The sequence below is a fragment of the Opitutia bacterium ISCC 52 genome (assembly GCA_014529675.2).
Classification (GTDB): Bacteria; Verrucomicrobiota; Verrucomicrobiia; order Opitutales; family UBA2995; genus UBA2995.
Map to the genome: position 1 here is coordinate 842,346 of CP076040.1, position 26,033 is coordinate 868,378.

Here is a 26,033-nt window from a genome sequence, read left to right on the forward strand (position 1 = left end):
TCTGTGTCTATTACTACAAACCTTATGAAATCACTCACACGTCTGATTACCTTGATCAGCCTCTTGGCTGGATTTGTTTCACTTCACGCGGCTGATGATCGGCCGAATATAGTATTTATCTTCACCGATGACCATGCTCCTCATTCCATTAGCGCCTACGATGGATGGTTGAAGGATGTGCGTGCTACACCGACCATTGATAAGTTGGCGGCCGAAGGCATGGTGTTTGTAAACAGCTTTTGCACCAATTCCATTTGTGGGCCCAGTCGCGCCGTCATCCAGACCGGTAAGCACAGTCACAAAAATGGATTTATGAATAATGGGAATTCTTTCGACTGGGATCAGCAGACCTTTCCCAAGCTCCTGCAGAAGGCAGGCTACCAGACGGCGATTTATGGAAAATCTCATCTGAAAGGAAAACCGCAGGGATTTGATTCCTGGGCGGTCTTGCCGGGACAAGGGCTTTATTACAACCCCGACTTCATTACTCCGGAAGGCAACATCACGGTCGAAGGATATTGCACGGATCTTGTGACGGACATGGCTGTCGAGTTCCTCGAAGAAAAACGCGACGACGACAAACCTTTCATGCTGATGGTTCAGCACAAGGCACCTCACCGCAATTGGATGCCTGCGCTCCGTCACCTTGATCTCTATGACAATGTGGTACTACCCGAGCCGGATACCCTGTTCGATAACTGGTCGGACAATGCTTCGGCTGCTCGCAATCAGGAGCTGGAAATCGATCGTCATATGCATCTCAATTTTGACCTCTTTGTTGACCTGACTCCTGACTTTGAAGATCCCACTCCCAATCAACCGGCTGACAGGTCTGCCTGGAGAAACATGCAACGGATGACGCCTGAGCAAATGAAAGTTTGGCGTGCAGCTTATGCTCCTCGTGACGCCGCTTTGCACGCAGCCAACTTAAAAGGGAAGGACCTTGTTCGCTGGAAGTATCAACGGTATGCCAAGAACTATCTTCGCTCTCTGGCGGGAGTCGATGAGAGTGTGGCTCGTGTGCAGCAGACACTTGCTGACTTGGACCTGGATGATAACACCATCGTGATTTATTCATCTGACCAAGGCTTCTACATCGGTGATCACGGGTGGTTCGATAAGCGTTGGATGTATGAGGAATCACTCAAGATGCCATTTATTATTAAGTGGCCTGGAAAGATCAAACCTGGTTCACGCAGTCACCAAATGATCCAAAACATTGATTACGCTCCCACCTTCCTGGATGTGGCTGGAGCAGCTATCCCTGATGATATTCAAGGTGTATCGATTGTTCCACTGCTCAATGGTGAAAAACCTGCCGATTGGCGGAAGAGTATATATTACCACTACTACGAATACCCAAGTGTGCATATGGTGCCGCGCCACTATGGTATCCGAACCGGTCGTTATAAGCTCATGCACTTCTATGAGTTCGATGAGTGGGAGTTCTACGACCTCAAGGAAGACGAGGATGAACTTGTCAATTTATACAATGATCCTGAATACGCCTCTCGTGTGAAGTCGTATAAAAAGCAGCTGAAAGATCTCCAACAGCATTACGAGGACGATAGTGATATCTCGGTAAAACCCAAAGAGTGGCAGTATAAGGTCAGGGACCGCGGATAAACGTTGCAGTTACTTGTTCAGTATTTAATGCGCCGTTGCTCAATTGGGTAACGGCGCCGTTTTTCCTCAGCCGGGTTTCGAGTTGAGCAATGCCCTCAGGTTCGCCGGAAGCGACGCTATGTTCCGTGGCCAGCGTAGAACCGAGATCCAATTGGTTATCCAGGTAAGCTTGGAGATCGTTCTCTGAAAGACGGATGGCCAGCATCGATCCTTCAGGAACGCTTTGAACCAATTGTCCTCGTTTACAGATGGTTCGCATGGCAGCTTCTGGAGAAAAGACGCCTGATAGACATGCCGCTACGTATTCGCTTACACTGTGTCCGAGCATCGCAGTTGGATTTATATCCATTGATGCCAGAAGTCGTGATAATGCATATTCAACCGAGAACAAAGCTGGTTGTGCCACGATGGTCTGAGACAATTGGTGGCGGGCCTAAGCTTCTTCAAGGCCTTCTGGAAAATAAATGAGGTTTTAGCTCGAGACCCGAGAAAGTTTTCACCCAATCAAAGCACTGATCCATATCATTTTGAAAACTCTCTATGCCTTCATAGAGCTCGCGAGCCATATAAGGTCGTTCTGACCCATGGCCTGGAAATAAATACTGTATAGGAGGTCGGGACATGGTGCTAGTGCTACATGTTTTCGTCAGAAGGGATTCAATAACCTATCTGAAAGGATCCACAAAACAATGAAGATCACTTCAAGTGCAATTCCTAGGTCATTTTCTCGCGCTTAATTTACACATGTTTGAGTAGTTAACGGGTCACCTTGGGCCAAGGGGGAAATGCATTTTGAAGCTAAGGATGAAGAAAAATCCTTTTCGTTTCGTGGCTTTGCTTACAGCGTGGGGGATCTTGTCTTCGTCCAAGCAGAATAAGTGGGTGGTCTGGTGCCTGCCTGCCTTCTTAATCCTCTTTTTTCTCAAAGTGGTGTACCTGGCTGTATTCGTAACCTTGCCTTGGGATATTTCTGACGAGATAGGGCATCTTGGTTATGTGAAGCACATCGCGTCCGGGGAAGGGTTGCCACTCTTTCAGGAGACGAGAATGGATGAGGAAATGTGGCGCTCTATGGTGGGGGAAACAGGTCCGCCTGCGGATTTCAACTGGATCGCCCAGCACCCACCTCTCTACTACACACTCATGGTCCCGGCTTACTGGGTGGGGTCTCTGTTTGGCGATAGCTTTGAGGGCCCTTTGTATGCGGTTCGCGTGTGTAATGCTCTACTGATGGTGGTGGCTCTGGTATTGGTTAATCAATTGGCCCGACGATTCCTGGAAAATGATCTCCTCGCCTTTTGTCTAACTGTTATGGCGGGTTCGATTCCCTTGATCAGCCAAACCGCGGCCGGGGCCAATAATGATACCTTGATTGTATTGGTATCCGTGGCCCTCGCCATTCGATGGTTGTGCTTTAGCGAAACAACCAGTGCCAAGAATCTTCTTTTGGCAGGTGCAGCCATTGGGCTCTGTGGAATCACCAAATATACCTTGCTGCTTATCATGGCTCCCGTCTCGGCCTTGGTGCTTTGGCGGTTTGTTCAAGAGCGAGGATTCCAGTTGAAGCCGATCCTTGGATTCGTAGCCCTTGGGTGGCTGCCCTTGGGCATTTGGATCGTCAGGAATATCACTCTGTCCGGCAAGCCAATGCCTACAGCTTTGGATCACTTAGTGTTTGAGTTGTCGACCAACTACAGCCTGGTAGAGTTTTTTCGTGTGTATCCATTTTTTACTCATAGCTTTCGGTCGTTCTGGGGGATATGGGGTTGGCATGGTTCTGGGCAGGATTTGATTTTAGCGACTTTGCATTTACCAACCTCGCATCAATTTTTGTATGCAGCCCTACTTGCGGGATTGGCCATACTGAGCCTGCATTTACTATATGCTCATTTTCGAAAGGAGAAAATGGATTGGGCGCCTCAGGCATTGATCGCAGCCTCTTTTGTTACGGTCTGTGTTTATTTCGGGTCTCTATTTCCTCACGAGGCATTTTATGTCACCTGGCTGTTGTACATAACCGTATTCTCGTTGGTCTATATCCTCGTCTTAGGCGTGCCTGGTCTTTGGTTGACTCGACACCCCATTGTAAGTGACCGCCATCGCATTCAAATGGAGTCGATTCTGGTAGCTGCCTTTTTTCTAATGATGGTCATACGCCAAATGCACGCCTACAGCAACGAAGGGGGTGCGCTTCGAGGTACGCATGGGAGATACTATTTTGCTGCCATAGGCATTCTGTTAATGGCCTGGGTGCTTCCAGCGCTTCAACAGTTTCGCCACCGAAATTACGCTCTCATTTTAATCGCTACCTTAATGGTGCTTGCCGAATTCTGGCTCATGTTGGATGAAATAGTTCCCTTCTTGAATCGAGATGTTTGATACAAAGAAATTGTTTCCCGCTGCTCTCCTGGCATTTACACTTTTGGTGGTATGCCTGGGGCTTCTCTTTATTGGGTCTAAACTAGATGCGCTTGGGAAGCAGGTAGAGGAAGGTAGCGCAGTGGTTGCTGGCCCGTTGTCTGATGGAGTGACGATTGAACAAGTGATTGATGTTCCGGGAAATGCAGGGGATGACTCTTTGCACCTGGGCTTTCAGTTTGCAACTTACTCAAGGAAGAATCTGGGCCAAATCCGCATTCAAATGGAGCAGGGGGAATTCGTTGGTGAACATACCCTTCTTTCCGGTCAGTTGCGTGATAATGAGATAGTCTACGTTTCCTTTCCCTATCTTCGACCGGGCAAAGCACGCTTAACCATAGAAGGTCAGTTCGGTCCTAAACACAACAGTGCAACCGTGTGGTGTCGTTACAGTTCTGAGCTGCCTGCCATGCTCTTGGATGGTGAACTGAGTGATCGTCGGGTCGATGTCTGGTTCGCCAACAGAACCATTAACCGGGAAGAGGTTTTAAATCGGGTTGGAGTGGGAGGCTTAATTTTTCTGTCTCTGGTATTCTTTGCCGTTTTGATGACTGTGATTTATCGAGGATTGGTGGAGCAGGAATCCTTCAGTCTGCTGAATCCGGTAGTATCTTCGCTACTTGCGTCCAATAATAACAGACGATTGTTGATCTCTGTGCCAGTCAGCCTTCTCGCAGGTGGTTTAATCGTTTTATTTTCATTTCTGCTGGCCGATGTTCCGATGAATTTCCTCCCCCTTAACGATGAGTATTCTGAAGACCGTGTTCCGATCGCTCCCCTGAGTAAGGGAGTCGTTGTAGAGCAGACTTTCGAAATCACATCTGAAATGGCCGGTAGCGATCTTGGTCTTGGGCTCATGTTTGGAACCTTTCTTCGAGAGAATAAAGCAAAGATCGAGTTGGAAGTTACGCAGGGAGACAAAAGCGATCGAGTCGTTTTTAACAGCGAATCCATTGTCGATGGAACGGAGCGGATCTTTGTCTTTTCTCCCTTCGATTTAGGTGAAGCGACTTTGAGCATCTCCGGCGTAAATGGAAAGGGATCGAATTCTCCGACTATTTGGTTCGAGCCAGGTGAGGCTGAACCGCAAGCGATCGTAAATGGTGAGAGAGTGCCGCAGCACTTGGTGCTCTTTCGCTATATAGCCGTGCCGGAAGTAAATGCCGAAGATAACGAACTTCCGGTCAAATGGATAGCTGTGGTGATGGTCTTGGTGTTCGCGCTTCTCCAAATTCGGTTTATAGCAAAGAAATAAACCGGAGCTTCTTATCGAATGGCTCGGATATCCTCTTTGGTCCTCAGGCAAACCGAGTTGCCAGAGAAAATGAGTAAACTTAAGTTGTGTTCTAATCTTCAATTTTTCTTCCCTTGGCACTTCTGCCACTGGTCCGACGGGCGGTACTTTTGAACTTCTTGGTGACGACCGAAGCATCTAGAAAGGCATCTGCATAGCGTTGGCCGAATATTCGAAGCGACTTGGAATCGAAGTGAGTATTGTCCTCCATCGGCGTGAGGCCGTTAGAGCTCACGAAGTCCATTTGCGGGAAATACTGAACGACTGCCTGCTGTGCACGATCGACCCGCTTACGGTGTTCGTCCCATGGCTTTTCCGGAAACTGGCCCAGTTGGCCAATCACCATGGGCAATTCGGGATTATTAAATTCTCCGCGAAAGCGTTTTACTAATGCCCGTAGTCTTTTCTCATAGTGCCTTGCTCGATCTTTACGACTGTCGGATTCACCTTGGTGCCAAAGGATGCCTTTCAGGACGCCGTCCTTTAACGCAGTCCTTGTCCGGCTGATCGCATCGTCATAGGGAGGGCTGTGCGTCTGGATATGGTAGCCTCCCGGTTGCCAACTCTCAATCGGAGAACCTCCGCAGGCGGCCGGTATGAGGCCGATCGTAATCTCTGGGTCCGCCTCGACCATTTCAAGGGCGAAGGACTTGGCTAGACCAACCCCGGCTTGCTTCTTGTCGAAGTGGATGGGCGCAACAGCCGGAATCCATTCACGATCTGCAGACAATGCCAGGATACGAGGGTGGGCTACTTTATCCTGTTCTTCAATATGGCCGCGACCCGCCATGTTGGATTGTCCGGCCAGGATGAATAGATGAAAGTTCTTTTTGGAGGGTAGCTCTACTGGACTGCTTTGGGCATTCAGGCAGGTCGATAGGGACATCAATGCGATTACCAGTGTGCCAAGTAAATGGGGTCGGTTGTTCATCATTTGCTTTTAACACAGATGGATTTCGAATGTGAAGGGGTTACTGACGAAAAATTTCAATGCGGCTACCCGGTAGATAGGAAAATGATTGGAAGAGTTGCCTCATCCCTCATAGCGAGTCTGGAAATGGGCCGGTGTTTACATCCTGTGAGGGTGATCAGGAATAGCATGCCAAGCGAGAGAAGGGTGTTCTTCATGAGGGGGTGAGTTGAGGCTTCTAGTGAATCGTTCTCTTGCTACCACGCACAGAATGCCATCACTGGATAAGAACAAACGCTCTATTGTTTCCTGAGATCGTAACAGATGAAACGCGTCGAGCTGCCGTCCAGCCCTTCATCGTTTTGTCCCACAAACAAGAGTCCTTTGCTGAGTGCCGGCATGGCCCAGGTTTGGCGGGCCAGAAAGAGGTGGGTAAGCTCTAGCTCCTTATAACCTTCAGGATTCAGGTCGAGCCAGGCGAGATGACCATATTGTCCAAGCACCAGGGTGCGTCCGTCGACTTCGATGAAGGAAGCCAAGGCAGGCATGAGGTTATAGCTTTGAGGCCCGTTGGGCGATTCCGTGGATGCCATCCATTCGGGTTCGTGTTTCCACATCAGCTCACCGGTTTCCATCTTTATGCAAACGATGGGCGCGTTTCTGGGACCGTGGCCATCTACGCCATAGAGATAACCGTCTTTGTGAATGGCGGTCATGAAGTGCGTATTGAGAATTGCGTTACGCCACAGTTCTTTGCAGCTTCCGTCTTCCTGGATCATAAGACAGACACCTCCTGCACCATAGCATTCAGAAATGTATACCATGTTGTCGACGACTACAGGAGAAGAAGCGTTCACCGATTCATAGCGACCACCTCGCCAGGGAAAACTGCTGTTGACCTCTCCGTTCTCAGGATCGATTACAAGCAGGCCACCCGTAGCTGGTCGGCTTTCTCCTCCGGCAAATACAAACAGCTTTCGGCCAGCGTGTGTGTTGGCCGGGACAGGGGAGGAGTAACTCGGTCCCCATTCATTGCCTGCTCCCCAGACCATCTTGCCCGTTCGTTTATCGAATGCGGCTACGCAGGGACCTTCGGGAGCGCCAACATTGACGATCACATTTTCTCCCTCTATCAGCGGGGCGCCTCCGACCCCAAAGAAATCGAGTGTCAGATCAAACTCCGACTTTAAGTCACGTTCCCAGAGCACCCGGCCGGTGCTAAGTTCCAGGCAATGTAGCTGCGCTTCAACACCCAGAGTATAGACGTATTCACCATCTGATATGGGGCGGCATCGCGGACCATTTCCAAACCCATAGCGGTCCTTGTAATTGGAGCGGTAGGCATGCATCCAGATGCGTTTCCCGGTTTCTGATTCCAGGCATTCGATGACTTCACGGTCACCACTGCGGTGAAAGATGACGACCTTATCGTCGATGGCAGCGGCCGCCGCATAACCTTCGCCACGCGATACCTCCCAGACCTTTGCAGGTCCTGTCTCGCCAAATGAAGTGATCAGGTGAGTTTCTGGCGAATAACCATTGTGGGTGGGTCCCAGGAAATCGCGCCAGTCACTGGTAACCGCCTGGGGTGAAAGTGGCTTCGGCGATTTATAAAAGGTTAGCTCTTTTTGAGTTTCCGGAGTCGGGGGAATGATGGCTTCCAGCTTGTGTGGAGTGGGTGGGGCAGGGTCCTCAAACCCCATCAAAGGCATGCAGGCTGCAAGCAGAGAAATAATAGTAAGGCGATAAACTTGCATTCTGGATCTACTATATTGGCCATTTTCAGTGATGCTAGCCTTTTTAGTTGAAACATTGACAGACTCTCATTGCGCAAAGAATCTGCGACATAGAATCCTTTAGACTTTCCCCGTTGCTTGCTTCGGGGTTCTAAAAATAACTTTCATCAGTCGTTGTGCGATCCCGCCCGATGTGTCCACCGAAGCCTGAAAGGCGGAGTTGGAAGGGTGGGGCGAAAGGACCTTGAAATACCCCGTGGCTTGCCTCGGGGAGTGGTCCTTTTGAGCGAAACGACTTCATTCAGGCAGTATGCAAAACCACTTTTTATCGAATCGAGTCAACCTGGCCTCCGCCAAATTTGGGGCCGAAGCCATTTACGCCACGGACGATTTCTTTGCCGACAAGTCGCGTATGCTCTTGGACAGCAAACCCGTTTTTATTGAAGATAAATACGATGAAAACGGAAAATGGATGGACGGCTGGGAGTCCCGCCGCAAGCGTGGTCCGGGATATGACTACTGCATCGTCAGGCTGGCCTTCCCGGGAAATATAGACGGTTTCTTAATCAATACGGCCCATTTCTCAGGTAATTTCCCTCCGGAAGCTTCAGTGGATGCCTGCACCTGTCCGGAAGGAGATCCCGATGAAGCCACTGAATGGACCAAAGTCTTGGCCAAGACGGGGCTGAAAGGAAACTCCGAGTTGCGCTATGAAGTGCCGGACGACCATATATATACGCACGTTCGTTTAAATATCTTTCCAGATGGTGGTATTGCTCGTTTCCATGTGTTTGGAACGGTTCACTGCCTTTGGGACACGCTCGATCCTAATGCTGAGTACGACCTGCTATCTTTGGCCAACGGTGGCCGACCCGTGGATTGGAATGACGCCCATTTTGGTCACCCCGTTAATATGCTTGGTCAAGGGCGTGGAGTGAACATGGGTGACGGCTGGGAAACAGCACGTCGAAGAGAACCAGGAAATGACTGGTGCGTGTTACAGCTGGGCCATCCAGGGATCATTGACCGCATTGTTGTCGATACCGCTCACTTTAAAGGGAATTACCCCGACCGCTGTTCTATTCAGGCAGCTTATGTGCCCGACGCACCTGATGCTCAGGTGGTCGATGAGAGTGTGGATTGGGCCGTCCTCATGCCGGAGTCGAAGTTGAGTGCACATGCTATTCACGAGTTTAGCAAGGAAGTGGAAGCTGTTGGGAAAATTTCTCATGTGCGACTAAATATATTTCCGGATGGTGGAATCAGTCGCTTAAGACTCTTTGGGAAGTTTATCAAAGCTTAGACATGCCTCTTAACATCCAGATCGAACCCCTGACCGCGACCGCCTTTGCGCCTTATGGAGATGTCGTCGAGACCGAAGGGCGTTCCAGTTTTCCTATCAATGAGGGACGCGCAGATCGCTACGATGCCTTAGGGGTAGTGGATTGCGAAGGTCAGGACCAACTTCCCCAGCTTAGTTTGGTTGAAGCTCGTCAATACGACCTGCCACAAACCGTCACCTTCCTTGAACGACATCCTCATGGCAGTCAGGCATTCATTCCTACTACCGATGTTCGCTTTATGGTGGTGGTTGCCGAACCCGGTGAAGAGATCGACGAATCAACACTCAAAGCCTTCGTGAGCAACGGCCAGCAAGGTATCAACTATCATCGCAATACCTGGCACCATGTGATCCTTACACCGTTCGACGATGTCAGCTTTATCGTTGTCGATCGCAGTGACCCCGGAAGTAATTGCGTTGAGCACTGGTATGCCGAGGAGGATCAGCCAGTTATAGATCCGTCTGGACTAAATGCTGAGTAGGTCCAGGAAGCCACGAGCAACGCTTCCCGCGAACTCTCAAAGCGAGTGATCTACTCCTTTTTACCTGAAGGGTCTGCTTGTCTTTGGTCCTTGGTGGCCAGGAATGCATCCTTTGTAGTGGTCGCGGATTTGGACAAAAGTAGGTCCTGAATAGAACGGCTTGTAGGCGATTCTGTGTTCTTCGCTGATTCTTTGGGACCAGTTCCCGCTGAGGTTATGTCTGAGTGGCTTCAGCTTTCCAATTCCTTCATGTGTTGACCTCAGGATGTCCTTTATCAGCAGATGGAAGCGCGTGACCATTCTCTTGTCATGTTTCTTCCAATACAGGTAACCCTCTCCCAATAAGCCACCTCGGCGGCCGCAAGGAGATCTCCCTCGTAGGTAGCATCAACAAAGATCTTCGCCTTGACCGTCTCCCCTGTATCCATTTTAGCGGATACAATGCGCGTGCCTTCGCGCTCGACCGAGACCAGACAGCGCCGCAAACGCACTTTTACGCCTGCTTCCTCCAGCATTTTGAGATAGAGCGCCTCCGCCGCAGATGGAGAAAAGTTGCGGATGCGTCCGATCCGGTCATAGAACTCCCGAGCCAAGCCACCGATGGACTCATTCTCACCCACATCGGTGGCTGTTAGCCCACCCGAGGTCACCCCTCCAGCATGCTTGTCAAAGCTCAGGATGACGACTTTCTTCCCCATGCTTCCGGCTTGAATTGCTGCTGCCACCCCGGCAGGCGTTCCGCCGTAGACGAGGACATCGCACGCGATTATTCTGGGTTTCCCAGCCTCCACCGGCCGATAATAATGAGGGCCGCCAGCGTGCGTCACGGCGCATAAGCTGAGGTTAATCAGTCCAACTAACAGTAAAAGTATTCGATTTCTCATATGTCTTCCTTTGCCAACGTCGAAGGTCTGCCACGGCGTTAGCCGTTGGAAGCGCCGCCTTGTTCGGCATTCTTGTTTTTATTCTCAGGGGTGCTTAAGGGTGCAGTTTGAGCTGTCCCTTTGTGATCTTTCCATGCCTCCACTTGGGGCAGCAAGTTTGGCAATCGCGGTTGCAACGGATAAAGGCGATGGAAAACACCTGTGGACGAGCCAGAAATGGGCGGCACGATCCATGACCACTCGGCCTGTACTTCGTGGCCTTGGGATTGCTCGCGCTCACAGTGGGCGAGGAATTCGCGCGAAGCTTGGTGGTGGTCCACCATGCGCACACCTTCACGGGCGAAGGAATGCAATACGGCTTCGTTGAGCACGAGCAGGGCACGGTCCTTCCACAGGTCGCTGTCACGCTGCAATCCGAGCCGCTCTGCCACTTCTGGCAGGAGGTTGTAGCGGTTGGCGTCGCCGAGGTTGCGGGCACCGATTTCGGTTCCCATGTACCAACCGTTGAAGGGGGCGCAGGGAAAGACATCGTCTAGGGTGACCAGTATCATGTCTGCGATCGCCGGCACGGCGTGCCACCGCAGCCCGAGTTTCGCGAACCAAGGATACTCAGGGTGCTCGAGCTCGACCTCCAGCACGACCTCGCGCGGCAATTCGCGGACGATAACCCGTCCGTCCACCTCAATGACCAAAGGCAGCAAATCGAAGCGTCCGGGTTCGGCCGATGGCGCCCAGCCGAGCGAGCGGACCCGCTCGGTGAAGGCCACGTTCATGGGGTCGCCCAACACCGAGCCGTCTGGGTGGCGGTATCCGGCGTAGCGGATCAGCTGGTGGTTCCAGATCCGAATGCTCGGATGCCCTTCCCGCCACTGGGCGAAAACCGTCTGCGTTGGAATGATGCGACCACCGCTGGTGGCTACGCGCAGGTGCTCGACACAGGCCTCGAAAACCTCGTCGGCATCATCCAGCGAGCGGGCGTCGACGACCTGCAGAGAGCGCCAATGCAGACGTCCGATGCAACGCACTGATTCGCGCCACGCCAGGCGAGCGGCATCGCCCAGCGTCATCTCGCCGGAGCCGTCCGACAAGGCTTGAACTAGCTTCCAAGCCTCGTCAGCCCGCCAGCGACGCGCATGGTCGAAAACACTCGCGGCATAAGGGCATGCACCGCCAGATGTCGCTTCGCCGGTCGGTTCTTTATAGGAGATCGGATACATGAATCTTCAGGGATGGGCCGGCGATAAGCGAAGGAATGTACTGTTAGGAGATTGCTTTGAATCCTGCGGCCATCGCTTCACCGGCGACCCGGGGTTGAAAGGGGTTCAGATTTCGTTTCCATCGGGCTGTTTCTCCGCCGAACGTCTTAGATGACCGATGAGAATGAGAATCAAACGAACGGAGTGAGTGGTTCTCATTCGAGTCAATCTTCTGGTTAGGCTTTCTATTCATCATCATATAAATCGTTGACAAGTTCATCAATAACTTCATCCAACCATATCAGAGATATTTGAGAACTCAACATCTCTATCTTCATCTGCTTTCCACAAAACCAATAAGTTGATTTTTCGTTCCTCCGTCTTCTGCAACAAAATTTAAGCATAAGTGGCTACCACCTCCATTACTTAAGAATGGAACCCAACCTTTTCGCCAATATTTAGGATCTTCAAAGTCATAACCGATCATTCCATCCATTAGTTCTTTGATTTCAATGATTTCTTCAATAGGCATGAACATTCTATTTTCATAAAAAGAATGAAACTTTCTTGGATCTTGAGTGTTTTTCCACTTATACAGTTCGATAAATTCAGGAGGCAACTTTCCAGGTAATATCTTTTCAAGTTCTACAATTTTATCGTCACTTACTTCATCTTGTAAGTAGCTATAATACTCAGGCCTTTTTTCTTTAAACAGAGAATCAATTTTTTCTAATTTTTCTTCAATCATTTTAATTAGCCTAACCTGAATTCAGTCCGCCCTCAGGTTAGGCTTTTTTCTTTTTATCTTTTCCCAGAAAAGTTTAGCTTTTTCTTTCGATTCATCTGTAGCTTGATCAATATCCAAAGTAAACTCTGTGATTTCTCTCATGATGTCTATCTTGTCTGCGTTTTCTCTGTCACCAAGTTGAACTTGCCCAGTTAATGGTAATCCCGTCAACCAACTTTTGATCTCTAAGTAAAGCTCTTCTGAAATGCTCTTTTCGTCTGAATAAAGAATAGCTGTTGTGTTCGCCATCCCTCATCAACCAGGCATTAAAAGTTCTAGACTATTACCTTCTGCAAGCTTTTCTCTTATGTAGTCTTCAACTTCATCCTTAAAGCTTGGATCATTTTGTATATCATTTTTATCCATATAATTTTATTAGCCTAACGCTAATCGCACGAATCACGCTTGCCGTGATTTCGTGACGGGCCTTGTTCGGCTAGTCGATTTTCGGCTCTCCTCGGGCCGCATGCCAAACACGGATAACATAAACTAATTTCTGTCCGTCCATAATTTCGTAAATGATCCGGTACGGAGAATAGATGAGTTCTCGAAGTTCCTCGATATTCGCTTCAGGAACTTTTCTTCCGCTCCAAGGCTGTAGGGACGCCTGCTCGAAATGATCTACAAGTCCAAGACCAAATCGTTCTGCCGCAACTGGATCGTCCGTAGCTATGAAGTTCACAATTTGCTTCAGATCTTCCTGCGCTGATTCGGTCCAAACTACTTGGTAATCCATTCCTTCAGGTTTTCTTTCACTTCCTGATGTGGAACGACTTTTCCTTTTCGGACATCCTGTCGACCGCGTTCTACCGCGGCGAGGAACTGGATTCTCTCTTCAATCTCTTCCCAGGAAACATTTTCGGGGAGCTTTCGAATCGTCTCCAAAGCTAATTCTTTTGTGCTCATATTTTAAAGATGTAACATCTTCCAATTCAGGCAATCAATTCTTTCGCCGAACGCCCAAGTCATCCTACGCCTGACCGAGGGCGCGCTCCGACTTCTGGATTGATGATTGAAGGATCATGGCAGTTGGCGAATCAAGAGCGTGCTGAATAGATCTTTGGGGTTCATAGCCGGCATCGGGGAGTTTGATCCTGAATCCGGTCAATTGGTGCAGCGAATCAAAGAGGGAGTATTTGGTGAACTAAGTACGCCTGTCGTGGACCAGACAGGAATTTTCGAAATCGAGGTGTCGATTGGGGAGTTGGCTGCGGCCGGTGTCAATTCCTCCAATTACTTGGGCGTCTTTTTTCATCACGACGACAATGGGGTGCTGTTTCAGGACGCGACGGACGATAACGAGAATCGCAACGATGTTTATCTGGTGAGTGACCTCGCTCTCGTTCGCTTAGCACAAGAGGTCGATTCAGACTTGGATGGGATGCCCGATTCGTTTGAAAACGATTTCGGTCTCAATGCCAATGACTCGAACGATGCGGCGGGTGATTTGGATAAGGATGGGTTAGCGAATGGCGTGGAGTTTCTGTTTGGGTCGCGTCCCGATGTAGCCTCCGTCGTTTTTCTTCCGGGCGTAGAAGCGGATGCTTCGAGTGCTCGCGTCTCAGTCTCGTCTGCAGATGTGATAGGAGGCCGTGTCTATATCTTGGAGTGGTCGCCCGATCTCGGGGTTGCTCAGCCGTGGAAAATTGTGGACTCCCGATCAGTGAGTATCGGTGAAGCAGGTACGGCTATTTCCTTTGCCCGTTCGGAGGCCGGGTTCTACCGCATTCGGGTAGAGTTGGCTAGGTAGCTTTTTCGTTCTTCTTTTTGTTGAGCAAAGGCACTCCGAAGAGAACAAATGCCATGATTACACCCGCAATGATGATACCCAGTTCGAGGGTCTTCTCTCGTGTGGATTCTACGAGCCCCCAGGGTGAGAGAACGACGTAGGTGACAACCATGGCTACCGTTGCGAGAATAGCGACGGGTTTAAAATGTTTCCATGGGGTCGTGTCGACGCCTTCGATGTCTCGCTCTTTGATCTCTTCCTTCTGGTGACCAGATAGTTTGCCTATGATCAAAGCCAGTCCCAGGAAGCAGGTAAAGAGAATGGCCATGTAGTGGAGGTAGTGAAGCTCTGGTTGGATGACCAACATGAGTGTGGCGTAGACGACCAGGAATAATATGACACAGCTGTTGGCCACTTTGGCCGAAACGGTCTTTGAGAAATAGGCCAGGATCATCGTCATCAAAATGGGGGCGCCGAACAAGCTATCGACTTTGACCATGAAGGTGAAAATGCCCTCCGGGAAGTGCATGATGAAGGGAGCGATGATCATCGTAAGCACGGCCATGCCAACTCCGAATCGTTTACTTCGTTTAATGATTTCGTTGTCGCTGAGGCCAGGACCGAACAAGGGTTTATAAATGTCCAAAGCGAAGATGGTAACCGAGCTGTTAAGTACTGAGTTGAATGTACTCAATACGGCGCCGAAAAGAACGGCCGCGAAAAAGCCAACAAAGACTTGTGGCATGATATCGCGGATCAGGGTGGGGTAGACCCAATCTGGATTGGCAAAGTTGTTGGGACCGTAGAGGTGATAAGCGATCACGCCCGGGAAGGCGATGTAGCAAACGTTCAGGATCTTAAAGAAGGCGGCGAGCATGACACCCTTCTGTCCTTCTTTGAGGCTCTTGGCACCTAGGGTACGCTGCACAATAAACTGGTTGGTGCTCCAGAAGAACAGGTTGTGAATGAGCATCCCGGTAAAGAGCACAGAGAAGGGAATGCCGTCCGTGACATCGCCCACTGCATCCAGGATTTGGGTGTTCTTGGTCAGGATGGTTTGAAACCCATCCACCAGATTGTCCTGACCGACTTTATAGACTCCGATAAAGAAAACCATGGCTCCACCGATGAGCAGTCCCACGCCGTTGAGCGTGTCGGAAATCGCAACTCCCTTCAGCCCGCCAAACAAAGCATAAATACTTCCGATGGTTCCAAGGGACCATACGAGTATCCAGATCACGGTTTGCTGCTCGAGGTTGAACGCCTTGCTGACTTCGAAGAGTTCGTTCAGTGCGATCGATCCTCCATACAGGGCCACGGGCATCGCACTGATGATATAGGAAAACAAAAACATGACCGCCACCAGCCTGCGGGTCGATTTGCCAAACCGGTTTTCCAGAAACTCCGGAATCGTGGTGAACCCGCCTTTAAGGAAAGTGGGCAGCAGGATTGCGCTAAAATAGATCAGCACCGGAATCACCGTGACCGTCCAGGCAATGGGGGAGAGGTTGCCCTTATAGACATTGGCCGTCATCCCGGTGAAGTTGGCCGCACTCAGGTTCGTCAGCATGAGCGAACCGGCGATGACCCAGCCATTCAGGCTGTTGCCGGCGAGAAAGTAACCTTTAGTCGAATGCAGGTTGTCGTTGTGCGTGCGGAGGTAGGTGATGAGGCCTACAAGACTGGTGAAGAAGAGAAAGGAAAGAAGCGTACCCATAGAAAAGGAAGAGGATGGATGGCTAATCCTGCAGGGGAAAGGGAAAAGTAATGGAACTGTTGCCTGGCGGGTGAATGTAGCGTGCTGCCAATCTTATCCAAAGTAGAGATGCCCAGGTATTTTGTGTTTCGGCGTCTCAGAGAAAGACTGGTAGGGCGTGATCGCCGAGCGCGTCGAGCTTAAAGTAGGAGGAAGAGTAGGAGTAAGAGGAAGAGTAAGGGGACGAGTAGGAGGAAGAATGAACTTTAAAAATCCGTATCCGCTTCTTCGAAGTTCATTTCTTTAATCCATACCTTGCGGTAACGGACGTCGTGACCTTCCGCTTGCAGTTTCAACCCTCCTGGGCGGTCGGTGATACCGAAGCCGTTGTCATTGCCACCGTCTAGCCCTGAGTTGGGGCCGCCCCATACTTTGTTGATCTGAACATTGGTGTGAACTTTTTCACCATTGAAGTAGACGGTTACGAGGGGTTTTTCAATTAGCACACCATCTTTGAAACGAGCTGCGCGAAACTGAATGTCGTAGGCGTTCCACTTCCCGATGCCATTGTAGGCATGGTAGGGAGACTCAGACTCGTTGATGACGGCCGCCATGCCGTGCTTGGTCTTATCGCCATCGAGGATTTGAATCTCGTACCTATTTTGCAAATACACTCCGCTGTTTCCACCTTCGGTGGTAATGAGAAACTCTACGTGCACGCGTTTGTCGCCGTATTTCTTTTTCGTGGTAATATCGGCCGCTCCATATTTTCCGCCTGCGGCTGCTGCATCGTTGGCGCTAATGGCTGGCCCTCCGTCAACCGGATCTTCAGTATCGAGCCACTTGATGGGCATCTCGGAACTGAATCTGGGTCCTTCCCAGTATTCCCAGTTGGCGTCCAGTGACGCACGGGTGCCATCGAGCAGGACTGCAGCGCCATCGACGGGGGCTGCACCAACACCGATGTGGCTGCTGGAATCAGTCGAGGATGAGAGCTCCGACTTTTCTGACTGAGAGCAAGCGGCAAGAAGTATGGATGATAGAATGAGCAGTATACGAATGGGAGTCATGATGGATGTGCTAGAAACTTTCTAGAATGAACGGTGAAGCGGGTTGTACTGGAAGGCAAATCAAAGCTCCAAGGAGATTCCTGAGGTCGTGCTTCGGATAAACATATGGCCGTCACTGATAACAGGGGTGCCCCAACACTTCCCTTCGATGACGTCGGCCTCCGCTAACTCTTTATACTTAACGGGAGTGGGTTCTACGACGCTCATTCGACCAAAGTCACTTAATACAAAGAGCTTTTTGTCGGCCATGATCAGCTGACCCTGTCCAAACCCTTTTTTCTCCCACTCAATCTTTCCGGTCACCATGTCGATGCATTTCAATTCGCCATCCCCAAACTCCTTGTAGCTATACAAGCCATACAAATGTCCTTCGTGAGCTACGGGCGTGCTCCAATGGCTTGCGACCGAGCTATTACCTCTTATGCGCCAGTGTTCTTTGGCGTCCCAGGCTTTATCTTTTTGGGTTACTTCTATCACGGCCGCTCCCGTGCCATAACCAGCGGTGACATGAATCAGGTTTCCGGATACAACTGGTGAAGCCGCTATCGACCCGCCAATCTTAAATGGATAGGTCCAAAGCTCTTTGCCCGTCTCGGGGTCCACGGATATCACTTCCTTTTTCAGGACGAAGAGAGCTTGTTCGATGCCATCAATGGTAGCCAGAACTGGAGTCGCGTGACTGACCCCATCGCTAGCTGTTTGCCAGAGGAGTGATCCATCGCTTACGCTAAATGCCAGTATGGCTTGTCCCTCGCCTCCGCCTGAAACGAACACCCGATCTCTGTGTACCAGAGGGGACATCGCATTTTGCCAACGAATCATTTTGCCGCCGAAGTCGTTTAGGATGTCTTGTTTCCATAGGAGTTTTCCGTTGCTGCTATCCAGGCAGTAAAGGTCGAACTGGCTTCCGTAGACAAAGACGCGTCCGTTGCTGACAACCGCGGTTGCTCTGGGGCCGTCTCCACCCTTGTTTGTGGGGGTGCCTCGATCGCCTCCCGGGTCGTAGCTAGCTTTTCCCAGTCCTGTGTTCCAGAGTAGCTTTCCAGTAGATGAGTCGAGTGCTACTACGATTTCACGGAGCTCTCCCTCGATTTTATTAAGTAGCACGGTGACAGCTTTCCCTTCTCCCACTACGAAAGAACTTAAGCCACCATTGCACTTTACTTGCCAGTTCGTGCTTGGTTTCCACGCGTCTTCGCCGATCTCTATGCTCTCAGTCGATATACGATCGTGGTTAGGGCCGTTAACCTGTGGCCAGTCGCCTGCGTGCACGCCTCTGAAAGAAAAAATGAGTAGGCCAATCAGGCACAAGGTTCCGAGGTTCATGGGGCCGCTGTGTTCAGGGATGTTAGCTCTTGTTTCCGATGCAGTAGAGCGTAATTGCCGTGCGAACGTAGAGTTTGTCTCCATAGGGAACCGGAGTGGCGATCACAGGTTCGCCCATGTGATTCTCGGAAAGGACATCGATGCCGTCTTTGCCCAGCGCGCAGACAAACACGGTCCCATCATCCCGGCAGCAGATCAGGCGATCTCCAGCGATGATAGGGGAGGCGAAATATTTGTCTTTAGTCCGGGGTAGGGCGCTTTCCCAGATGATCTTACCGGAATCAATATCGATGGCATTAATGACGCCGCGGTCGGTAAGTACGATGGTCGAGTCGCCATAGATGGTGGGTGTTGGGACGTCCGGACCGATGCGTTGATGTTCCCACATGCGGGATTTGCTGGTGATATCTCCCTTGCCTGACATTTTGATGGCAGCAACGGCATAGCCACGACCATAGGGCACGATCGCGGTGTCACCCACGATGGTGTGGGAGGCAATGGTTCTCCAGTTTTTGTGATCGGTGGGGTTAAAATCTCCACAGGTCCAAATGGCTTTCCCGGTTTTTAAAGAGTGGCCGCTGAGTTGATCTGCTCCCCAGACGATCAATTGCTGTTGGCCATCCACTGTAGCGATGAGGGGGGTTGTGTAGGCATCGTTCGATTCTGTGTTGGCGCCAGTATTACGATCGACCTTCCAGACCTCTTTCCCGGAATCTTTGTCCAATGCGAGGACGTAGGTCTCTGCCTTTTCCCCGCTGCGGCGTGAGAGCTGCTGCATAACCGCTACGAATACCTTACCATTGGCCACTACGGGTGAAGTGCCGAGGTCCCACCATTGGCTGGTGATGCTGTATTCCTTTTGCAGGTCTTTTCGCCAGAGCTCTTTGCCCGCATGACTGAACTTAGCCAGAATGGCGGATTTGAAATAAACATAGACGCCGCTATCGTCCACGACGGGGCTAGGGTTGGCACCCGTGCCTTGGCGGTGGCTGCCACCTTCACCTTTGCCCACCTGGACTTCCCACTTCTTTTCCCCAGACAGATTGTAGGCGAAGAGCATATTCGTGCCTCTGTCCATGCTGGTGATATATAAGCTGTTTTTCCAAATAGCCGGGGTGGAGGCTCCCTCACCGGGGAGCTCTGCGGACCACAGGACATTCTGGCTATCCGAAAATGCGTTGGGGAAATTTTGATTTCCCGACGTCAGGTTGAAGTTGGGGCCTCGCCAGTTGTTCCACTCAGCCGAGAGTGGAGATAGAGCGAAACAAAGAAGAATCAGGGTGTGTCTTAGGGTCATGATGGATAAATATGATTTTGTATCATCAGGGAATTATTGTGCATTTTGTGTGATTTCAATCTTGGAGTGCCGACAAATTCCTACTTTATGTGTATCCTTCATTTTTTAACTACCCTGAAAATAACACTGATAAACTAGATGCTCGTTACCTTTTGGCCTAACAAGACGTTACTTAAATCTACGCCAATAAACTATGATACCAAAGAACCTTCACTTAGGGACCATCCTATCATTCTCACTGTCCACAGGTCTCCTGATGGGCCAGGACTCCTTCGATAGCTCGGAGATTGTCGATCTGGATCTCATGGAGATTAAGTCAGAATACCAATTTAACGACCTGGAAGTGGAGCTTTCACGGTCAGACTTAAACGAGAATCTGTTGGGCATTTACGGTTCGAATCAGCTACAGGACCTATCAGGTCTGGCTCCCAACCTTTTCACCAGTCACAGTGACACCCGTGGGTTTGGGGATGTGATCAGCATGCGTGGTAGCGCCAACTCGCTGTTTTTCAGCCCTCCTTCGGTTGCACTCTACGTCGATGATGTGCCGCAAGGCTCTGTGGCATCTTATCCTGGGGAACTGCTCAATATTGGCTACGTGAGCATCTTGTCCGGCCCGCAGTCGACCAGCTTTGGACGGAATGCTACGGCGGGCATCATTAATATCCATACGCGTGTTCCCGGCGATGAGCAGCGAGGAGCTGTGCAATTGGAGTATGGTTCGTTTGATTCAAGAATTGCCCGAGTCCTCTTCGATGGTCCTATGAGCAATGGTGCTGCTTACAGCGCCAGTTTTGGATATTCTGCCCGTGACGGTTATATTGATAATATTGTCTCTGGAAAAACCGAGGATGACCGCGAGTCATTCCAAGGAAGAGTAAACTTCTACATGAATCCAAGCGAGGATACCCAGATTCGTTTCGGTGTATTTGCGGAGTCGGTCAATGATGGGTCTACTCGCCTGAGCTCTTTGTGGAGCCCAGATCCGTTTGAAGTCTCTTCTAACATAGAAGGTGTGACAAAGCTCGACCGTCGCCAACTCAACTTTCAGCTGAAAAAGCTCATGGAGACCGGCTTGCTGATTGCAACCACCTCCTACCAGGACTGGGATTTGGATCCCTCTTTGACGGATCTTGATCTAAGTGTATTGGATTTTGGATTTTCAAAAGTGATTCAAGATGAAGAGCTTTGGACCCAGGAGATTCGCTTCGAGTCCGAGCCAGTCGCCAATGGTGTTGTTTGGACCACCGGACTCTTTTTCCTCGATTCAACAACCAATGGAGATGCCACCCGTGAGTTTCCCGTTCCACCCGGCGACTTTGTGCCTCCCGGATTCGTCCAGACTGAGCGGACGCAGTTCGAAACCGAACACACCAACATTGCTGGCTACCTGAATGGCGACATGCCCATTTCCGAGACTGTCGTTTTCAATATGGGTGCACGTATCGACAGCAATGACTCTTCGATCTACCGAATCAAAGAAGCGTCCAACAACTTTGGATTCCCAAGCCCACCAGAACCGATGGTCAATGAGGACCAGTCAGAAACCGAATGGTCTGCCACGGCCGGCTTCACCGTCGAAGTAAACGAGAATGTCGATTTGATTGCCCGCGGTTCAATTTCCACCAAGCCAGAAGGCTACAGCGGATATACGGCCAATCCCAATTTCCTCAGTTTCGAGTCCGAGCACATGACCTCCTTGGAGGCTGGAATCAACTTTGAGTCATCCGATGGCCTTGTGAGCGGCTCCTTGGTTGCTTTTGCCAATGATACCGACGATTACCAGTTTGAGCGCACGGTTCCCTTTTCCACAGACTTTGTCGTCGTCAATGCGGACGAGGTCTCAGCTACTGGACTTGAAGGCAAATTGGTTTTCAACCCTGTTGAAGGGCTATTTTTTGACTTCCAAGGTGGATTCTCCAATGCCGAATTCGACAGACACCGCGACTCCCTCGGCATGGACGTTTCTGGCAATCACGTGCCATTTATCCCTGAATACACACTCCGTTCCGGGATTCGCTACGAATCAGGCAGTGGATTCTTCGGTAGCACCTCCTACACGGCCTTTGGAAAAACCTATTACAATGAGCAAAATGATGTCACCTTTGCCCAATCGGCGTTTGGTGTTTGGGACTTACAACTCGGATTCCGGAAGAATAATTTTACCATCTCGGTCTTCGGGCGTAATCTGACAGACGAGTCTTTCTATCAATTCATCAACCCTGAAATTCAGGCTGGAAGCCCTGGCGCGCCTGAGAGATTTGGCTTGCGCATCGACTTTATCTATTAGTTCTTTAAACAGCGGTAAGCGGACAGAGTCCTGCCAGTTATACCCTTCTGGTAAGGAGGCGGTAAGGTGCTGTCTGTTATTATCCTTCACGAATCTTAAATTGCCTGTGTAACTCTGTTACACATCCCCAAGTTATGAAATCGATCCGATCCCTTTCACTTCTTCTGGCAGTCCTCTTTAGTGTAGCTGAGTTATCGGCTGCCAGTGGCTGGCTCAACTGGCGTGGTCCCGACCAAAATGGGAATTCCCCTGCCAAAGTTTCGCTTCCTGATTCTTTGAATCTTGAAGGTAGCGAGCACCGCTGGACTTATCCGGTGCGCGGAGCTGGAACACCGGTTGCGGCCGATGGACGCATCTACGCCTTTGGCTTTTATGGCGAAACCGGCTTAGTGGAGGAAACGTTACTCTGCCTAGATGCCGAAACCGGCGAGAAGATCTGGGAGCATCGTTTTGCCGATTACATTTCTGATATTGTATATAACCGTTATGCGGTAGGGGCTCCTGCAGTCGATCCGGAGACGGGCAATGTCTACGTCGAGTCCACCAACGGACACGTCATGGCTTTCAACAAGGATGGAGACATGCTCTGGGAGCACTCCATGATGGAAGAGTACGGACGCTTAACCTTTCCGAATGGAAGAACCGGGGCTCCCGGAATCGATGGTGATGTCGTAGTCATTCACTGCATCACCGCCAACTGGTCCACCAACGGTCCGGCCCGAAATCGTTTCTACGGCTTCGACAAGATTACCGGTGAGCTACTCTGGCACAGCACTCCCGGTGTTGGGCCGATTGACAGTTCTTTTTCCACCCCGGTCTTTGCTGACCTAGGTGACCAACGCGTGTTCTACGCCGGCACGGGTTGTGGAAATGTAGTCTGTGTGAATGCTCGGACGGGTGAATCTGTCTGGCGTTTCCAACTCGCTACCGGTGGAGTTAACTCCGGAGTAATCCTGGTTGGAAAGGATGGGCTCATCGCCGTTCATGGTAAGGAGAATATTGATACCACGGCCAAGGGTCGTTTGGTTCGCTTGAAGATTCCTTCTGAGTACCCTGAAAATTTACCACTGATTTTAGGCGCTGAGTCAGAAGTCTGGCGTAACGACGAACACGTCGCGTTCACCAGTTCGCCCACTTTGGTTGGTGATCGTGTTTATACAACCATTGCTACCGGAAGCCTTCTCGCTGTAGACATCAAAACTGGTGAAACGATTTGGTCGCAAAAATTGGCCCCTGACCAATTGCATGCATCGCCTACTTATGCCGACGGCAAATTCTACGTGCCTATGCTCGATGGAATCACTCACATCCTCAAGGATGGTGGTGAGGCTGCAGAAATGCTTCACTCAGATGAGATGGGAGCGAACTGCATGGGAGCGCCTGCTGTTTATCATAACCGCGTTTACGTATTCACCAAAGAAGGACTCCACTGCTTCGGCGACAAGAAGCTCAAGAAGGTAAAATACAAAAATGCGTCTACCAGGAAAGCTGGAAAAATTGCCCAGATTCAATTGGTCCCTGCTGAGTTCGCTCTGGGATCTGACGATCAAGTAGAGTTTAAGGTTTACGGACTGGATGCCGGTGGACGTCGAGTGAAAGACATCACTGACCAAGCGAGCTTCGTCAAATGGAATCCACCCAGCGCTCCAAGACCTTCCGAGGTCGACGCAGCTCTTTCAGGCAATCGCCTCACCCGTCCTGGTCAGGGCAAGTTGACCGGAGGATACATTCAAGCCACCGTCGATGGCATGACCAGTGTGAGTCGTGGACGAGTCGTTGCCGGCAATGGTTACACCTCGGATTTTGAAGAGACCAAGTTGTTTCTAAAAGACAAGGACGGTGTCGCTGTATCTCCTCCTCCGGGAACCTGGCTCGGTGCTGGTCCCAAGTGGCACATCATGGAGCGTGATGGAAACAAAGTTGCGGCCTACCGTTTGGAGAACCTCCTATGGCAACGCAGTATGAACTTCATCGGCAAGACCGACATGAAGAGCTACACCATTGAGGCTGATGTGATGACTGACGGTAATCGCCGTATCATGTCCACAGTTGGACTGGTTAATCAGCGTTACCTCATCGCGCTTTCCGGTAACCAACGTTTGCTCGAAATTTCCAGTAACCACGAACGTGTGAAAGACTCCGTCAAATTTCCTATCAAGGCCAATGCCTGGTATCGCCTGAAAACTCGGGTAGACACGAATGCAGATGGCAGTGGAGTTGTACGCGCTAAAGCCTGGGAAAAAGGGCAGCCAGAACCGGATGCCTGGACGATCGAGTCCAAACAAGACAAAGTTCATAAACAAGGTGCGCCGGGTGTCTTTGCATTTGCACCGCAAAGTCAGAAGCGCGTCTTCATCGATAACATTTCCATTTCTTCTAATAACTAAGAAACCCAGTCATGAATCTTAAGAAAACAATTTTACTTATTACTTCTCTCTGTGCCGCATGGTCGGTTCAAGCTGCCGACTGGCCGACTTGGGGCGGATCTGCGGATCGCAACATGGTTGGCGAAGCCAGCGGTATACCAACTGAAATCGAGAGTGGGGACTACCTGCCCAAGAGTGAGGAAATCAACATGGAAACAACCAAGGGCGTCAAGTGGGTCGCCAAGTTGGGTTCACAAACTTATGGCACCCCTGTGGCTGCCGGAGGCAGAATCTATGTTGGAACGAATAATGAGTCTCCTCGCAACGAGGACCAGAAGGGTGACCGCGGAGTGCTGATGTGCTTTGACGAAAAGACCGGCGAATTCCTGTGGCAGCTTTTGATTCCCAAACTCGGTGCAGGTAAGGTCAGTGACTGGGAATTTGTAGGACTTTGTTCTTCCCCCGCGATCGAAGGTGATCGTGGCTGGATCATTACCAACCGCGGAGAAGCACTTTGCTTTGACGTAGAAGGCATGGCTAATGGCAACGACGGTGAGTTTCAGGATGAAGCCACCTACTTCTCATCCACACCGGGCGAAAAGGTTGAGGTAACAGAAACGGATGGAGACATCCTTTGGGTGGTCGATGCTCGTGAAGAACTCGGTGTATTTCCTCACAACGTTTCCAGTTGTTCTCCACTCATCTATGGCGACAAAATTTATGCGGCTACTTCCAATGGAGTAGACTGGTCACATAAGAATATCCCTTCTCCGTTTTCACCAGCCTTGGTGGTTATGGACAAGAATACCGGTGAGCTTCTTGGTGAAGAAGTTTCTGGCGTATCCGAAAGAGTCTTACACGCAAGCTGGAGTACTCCTGCTATTGGTGAAATCAATGGCGAACCTACCGTAGTTTGGGGTGGGGGAGACGGATGGGCTTATGGTTACGATCTGGAGCCTGTGATGCACGAAGACGGATTTCCTATTCTCAAAGAGCGCTTTCGCTATGACGCCAATCTTCCTGAATATCGCGAGAAAGATGGCGAGCCGATCAAATACGCTACCTACGAAGGCGCCAGTGAGATCATCGCGACTACCATCATTGCCAACAACAAGGCTTATGCGATTATAGGACAGGACCCTGAGCATGGTGATGGTGTGGGTCGTCTAAGTTGTATCGACCCCAGCATGGAAGGTGATATCTCCGGAAAAGCGATTTGGACTTATGAAGGCATTGGTCGTTCTATCTCAACCGCCAGTGTAGCCGATGGACTTATCTTCCAAGCGGAATACGATGGCGATATCCACTGCCTCGATGCCGAAACCGGTGAGCACCTCTGGGTTCACGAAACGAATAGCCGTATCTGGTCCTCTACTTTGGTAGCCGATGGGAAAGTCATCATTGGTAACGAGGATGGTGAGTTGGTTATGCTCAAAGCCTCTCGCGAAAAAGAAGAAATTTCCTTAGCCGACTTTTACACACCTATTTACTGTAGCCCGATTGTGGCTAACGATACGCTCTTTGTGACGACTCAAACTCACATGTACGCGATCGGCCAGTAGGGTGATTTCTCTCCGTCTCTAA

At 50.4% G+C, this 26,033-nt stretch carries 23 protein-coding genes; 9 read left to right on the top strand and 14 right to left on the bottom strand.

What is annotated here, in order from left to right; genetic code table 11:
* The first annotated feature begins 24 nt into the window (after nt 1–24).
* Complete coding sequence (locus tag GA003_03680) at nt 25–1,626, top strand: sulfatase (protein QXD29086.1); 1,602 nt, start codon at nt 25–27, stop codon at nt 1,624–1,626.
* On the opposite strand, the gene GA003_03685 is transcribed toward GA003_03680, so the two are convergent.
* Entirely contained in the window at nt 1,610–2,047 is a 438-nt protein-coding gene (locus GA003_03685; GenBank protein ID QXD29087.1) for an acyltransferase domain-containing protein, read from the bottom strand. The genes GA003_03680 and GA003_03685 overlap by 17 nt on opposite strands.
* 383 nt (nt 2,048–2,430) lie before the next feature.
* Between GA003_03685 and GA003_03690 the strand changes: the two genes are divergently transcribed.
* Together GA003_03690 and GA003_03695 are read left to right on the top strand one after the other, a co-directional pair.
* The gene (locus GA003_03690; GenBank protein ID QXD29088.1) at nt 2,431–4,005 is read left to right on the top strand and encodes a glycosyltransferase family 39 protein; all 1,575 of its coding nucleotides are present in this window, start codon (nt 2,431–2,433) and stop codon (nt 4,003–4,005) included.
* The gene (locus GA003_03695; GenBank protein QXD29089.1) at nt 3,998–5,299 is read left to right on the top strand and encodes a hypothetical protein; all 1,302 of its coding nucleotides are present in this window, start codon (nt 3,998–4,000) and stop codon (nt 5,297–5,299) included. The genes GA003_03690 and GA003_03695 overlap by 8 nt, the downstream gene beginning before the upstream one ends.
* Before the next feature lie 91 nt (nt 5,300–5,390).
* On the opposite strand, the gene GA003_03700 is transcribed toward GA003_03695, so the two are convergent.
* Both GA003_03700 and GA003_03705 read right to left on the bottom strand, forming a co-directional pair.
* Entirely contained in the window at nt 5,391–6,269 is an 879-nt protein-coding gene (locus GA003_03700; protein QXD30333.1) for a sialate O-acetylesterase, read from the bottom strand.
* 278 nt (nt 6,270–6,547) lie between these two features.
* Complete coding sequence (locus GA003_03705) at nt 6,548–8,005, bottom strand: PQQ-like beta-propeller repeat protein (protein ID QXD29090.1); 1,458 nt, start codon at nt 8,003–8,005, stop codon at nt 6,548–6,550.
* Nucleotides 8,006–8,294: 289 nt separating this feature from the next.
* Here GA003_03705 and alc point away from each other — a divergent pair, with 289 nt between their 5' ends.
* Together alc and GA003_03715 are read left to right on the top strand one after the other, a co-directional pair.
* The gene (gene alc / locus GA003_03710; protein QXD29091.1) at nt 8,295–9,287 is read left to right on the top strand and encodes an allantoicase; all 993 of its coding nucleotides are present in this window, start codon (nt 8,295–8,297) and stop codon (nt 9,285–9,287) included.
* 2 nt (nt 9,288–9,289) lie between these two features.
* On the top strand, nt 9,290–9,808 hold the full coding sequence (locus tag GA003_03715; protein ID QXD29092.1) for an ureidoglycolate lyase: 519 nt from the start codon (nt 9,290–9,292) through the stop codon (nt 9,806–9,808).
* A 60-nt stretch (nt 9,809–9,868) separates the two neighbouring features.
* Here the strand turns inward: GA003_03715 and GA003_03720 are convergent, their stop codons facing one another.
* From GA003_03720 to GA003_03750, 7 genes are all read right to left on the bottom strand, one after another.
* Nucleotides 9,869–10,108: a type II toxin-antitoxin system YoeB family toxin gene (locus GA003_03720; protein QXD29093.1), complete on the bottom strand. Its 240-nt coding sequence runs from the start codon at nt 10,106–10,108 to the stop codon at nt 9,869–9,871.
* Complete coding sequence (locus GA003_03725) at nt 10,084–10,692, bottom strand: FAD-dependent oxidoreductase (protein QXD29094.1); 609 nt, start codon at nt 10,690–10,692, stop codon at nt 10,084–10,086. The genes GA003_03720 and GA003_03725 overlap by 25 nt, the downstream gene beginning before the upstream one ends.
* 38 nt (nt 10,693–10,730) lie before the next feature.
* Entirely contained in the window at nt 10,731–11,909 is a 1,179-nt protein-coding gene (locus GA003_03730) for a nitric oxide synthase oxygenase (protein ID QXD29095.1), read from the bottom strand.
* A 313-nt stretch (nt 11,910–12,222) separates the two neighbouring features.
* A complete protein-coding gene (locus GA003_03735) occupies nt 12,223–12,636 on the bottom strand; it encodes an SMI1/KNR4 family protein (protein ID QXD29096.1) in 414 nt (137 codons plus the stop codon).
* Between the two features lie 21 nt (nt 12,637–12,657).
* Nucleotides 12,658–12,924 carry a hypothetical protein gene (locus tag GA003_03740; protein ID QXD29097.1) on the bottom strand — a complete coding sequence of 89 codons (267 nt, stop codon included), beginning with the start codon at nt 12,922–12,924 and terminating at the stop codon, nt 12,658–12,660.
* A 187-nt stretch (nt 12,925–13,111) separates the two neighbouring features.
* Nucleotides 13,112–13,411 (bottom strand): type II toxin-antitoxin system RelE/ParE family toxin, encoded by a 300-nt coding sequence (locus tag GA003_03745; protein ID QXD29098.1) that lies wholly within the window; start codon nt 13,409–13,411, stop codon nt 13,112–13,114.
* Complete coding sequence (locus tag GA003_03750) at nt 13,396–13,581, bottom strand: hypothetical protein (protein ID QXD29099.1); 186 nt, start codon at nt 13,579–13,581, stop codon at nt 13,396–13,398. Before GA003_03750 ends, GA003_03745 begins: the two co-directional genes overlap by 16 nt.
* A gap of 139 nt (nt 13,582–13,720) precedes the next feature.
* Here GA003_03750 and GA003_03755 point away from each other — a divergent pair, with 139 nt between their 5' ends.
* Entirely contained in the window at nt 13,721–14,425 is a 705-nt protein-coding gene (locus GA003_03755) for a hypothetical protein (GenBank protein QXD29100.1), read from the top strand.
* Here GA003_03755 and GA003_03760 read toward each other — a convergent pair.
* The 4 genes from GA003_03760 to GA003_03775 all read right to left on the bottom strand — a co-directional run bounded on the left by GA003_03760 (nt 14,418) and on the right by GA003_03775 (nt 19,793).
* On the bottom strand, nt 14,418–16,121 hold the full coding sequence (locus tag GA003_03760) for a solute:sodium symporter family transporter (protein QXD29101.1): 1,704 nt from the start codon (nt 16,119–16,121) through the stop codon (nt 14,418–14,420). The genes GA003_03755 and GA003_03760 overlap by 8 nt on opposite strands.
* Nucleotides 16,122–16,366: 245 nt before the next feature.
* Nucleotides 16,367–17,170 (bottom strand): DUF1080 domain-containing protein, encoded by an 804-nt coding sequence (locus GA003_03765; protein QXD29102.1) that lies wholly within the window; start codon nt 17,168–17,170, stop codon nt 16,367–16,369.
* Nucleotides 17,171–17,230: 60 nt separating this feature from the next.
* Nucleotides 17,231–18,496 (bottom strand): PQQ-like beta-propeller repeat protein, encoded by a 1,266-nt coding sequence (locus GA003_03770; protein QXD29103.1) that lies wholly within the window; start codon nt 18,494–18,496, stop codon nt 17,231–17,233.
* A gap of 22 nt (nt 18,497–18,518) precedes the next feature.
* A complete protein-coding gene (locus GA003_03775) occupies nt 18,519–19,793 on the bottom strand; it encodes a PQQ-binding-like beta-propeller repeat protein (protein ID QXD29104.1) in 1,275 nt (424 codons plus the stop codon).
* 193 nt (nt 19,794–19,986) lie between these two features.
* Here GA003_03775 and GA003_03780 point away from each other — a divergent pair, with 193 nt between their 5' ends.
* The 3 genes from GA003_03780 to GA003_03790 all read left to right on the top strand — a co-directional run bounded on the left by GA003_03780 (nt 19,987) and on the right by GA003_03790 (nt 26,011).
* Nucleotides 19,987–22,083 carry a TonB-dependent receptor gene (locus GA003_03780; protein ID QXD29105.1) on the top strand — a complete coding sequence of 699 codons (2,097 nt, stop codon included), beginning with the start codon at nt 19,987–19,989 and terminating at the stop codon, nt 22,081–22,083.
* Between the two features lie 134 nt (nt 22,084–22,217).
* Complete coding sequence (locus GA003_03785; GenBank protein ID QXD29106.1) at nt 22,218–24,470, top strand: PQQ-binding-like beta-propeller repeat protein; 2,253 nt, start codon at nt 22,218–22,220, stop codon at nt 24,468–24,470.
* Nucleotides 24,471–24,481: 11 nt separating this feature from the next.
* Nucleotides 24,482–26,011: a PQQ-binding-like beta-propeller repeat protein gene (locus GA003_03790; protein QXD29107.1), complete on the top strand. Its 1,530-nt coding sequence runs from the start codon at nt 24,482–24,484 to the stop codon at nt 26,009–26,011.
* Nucleotides 26,012–26,033 lie beyond the last annotated feature (22 nt).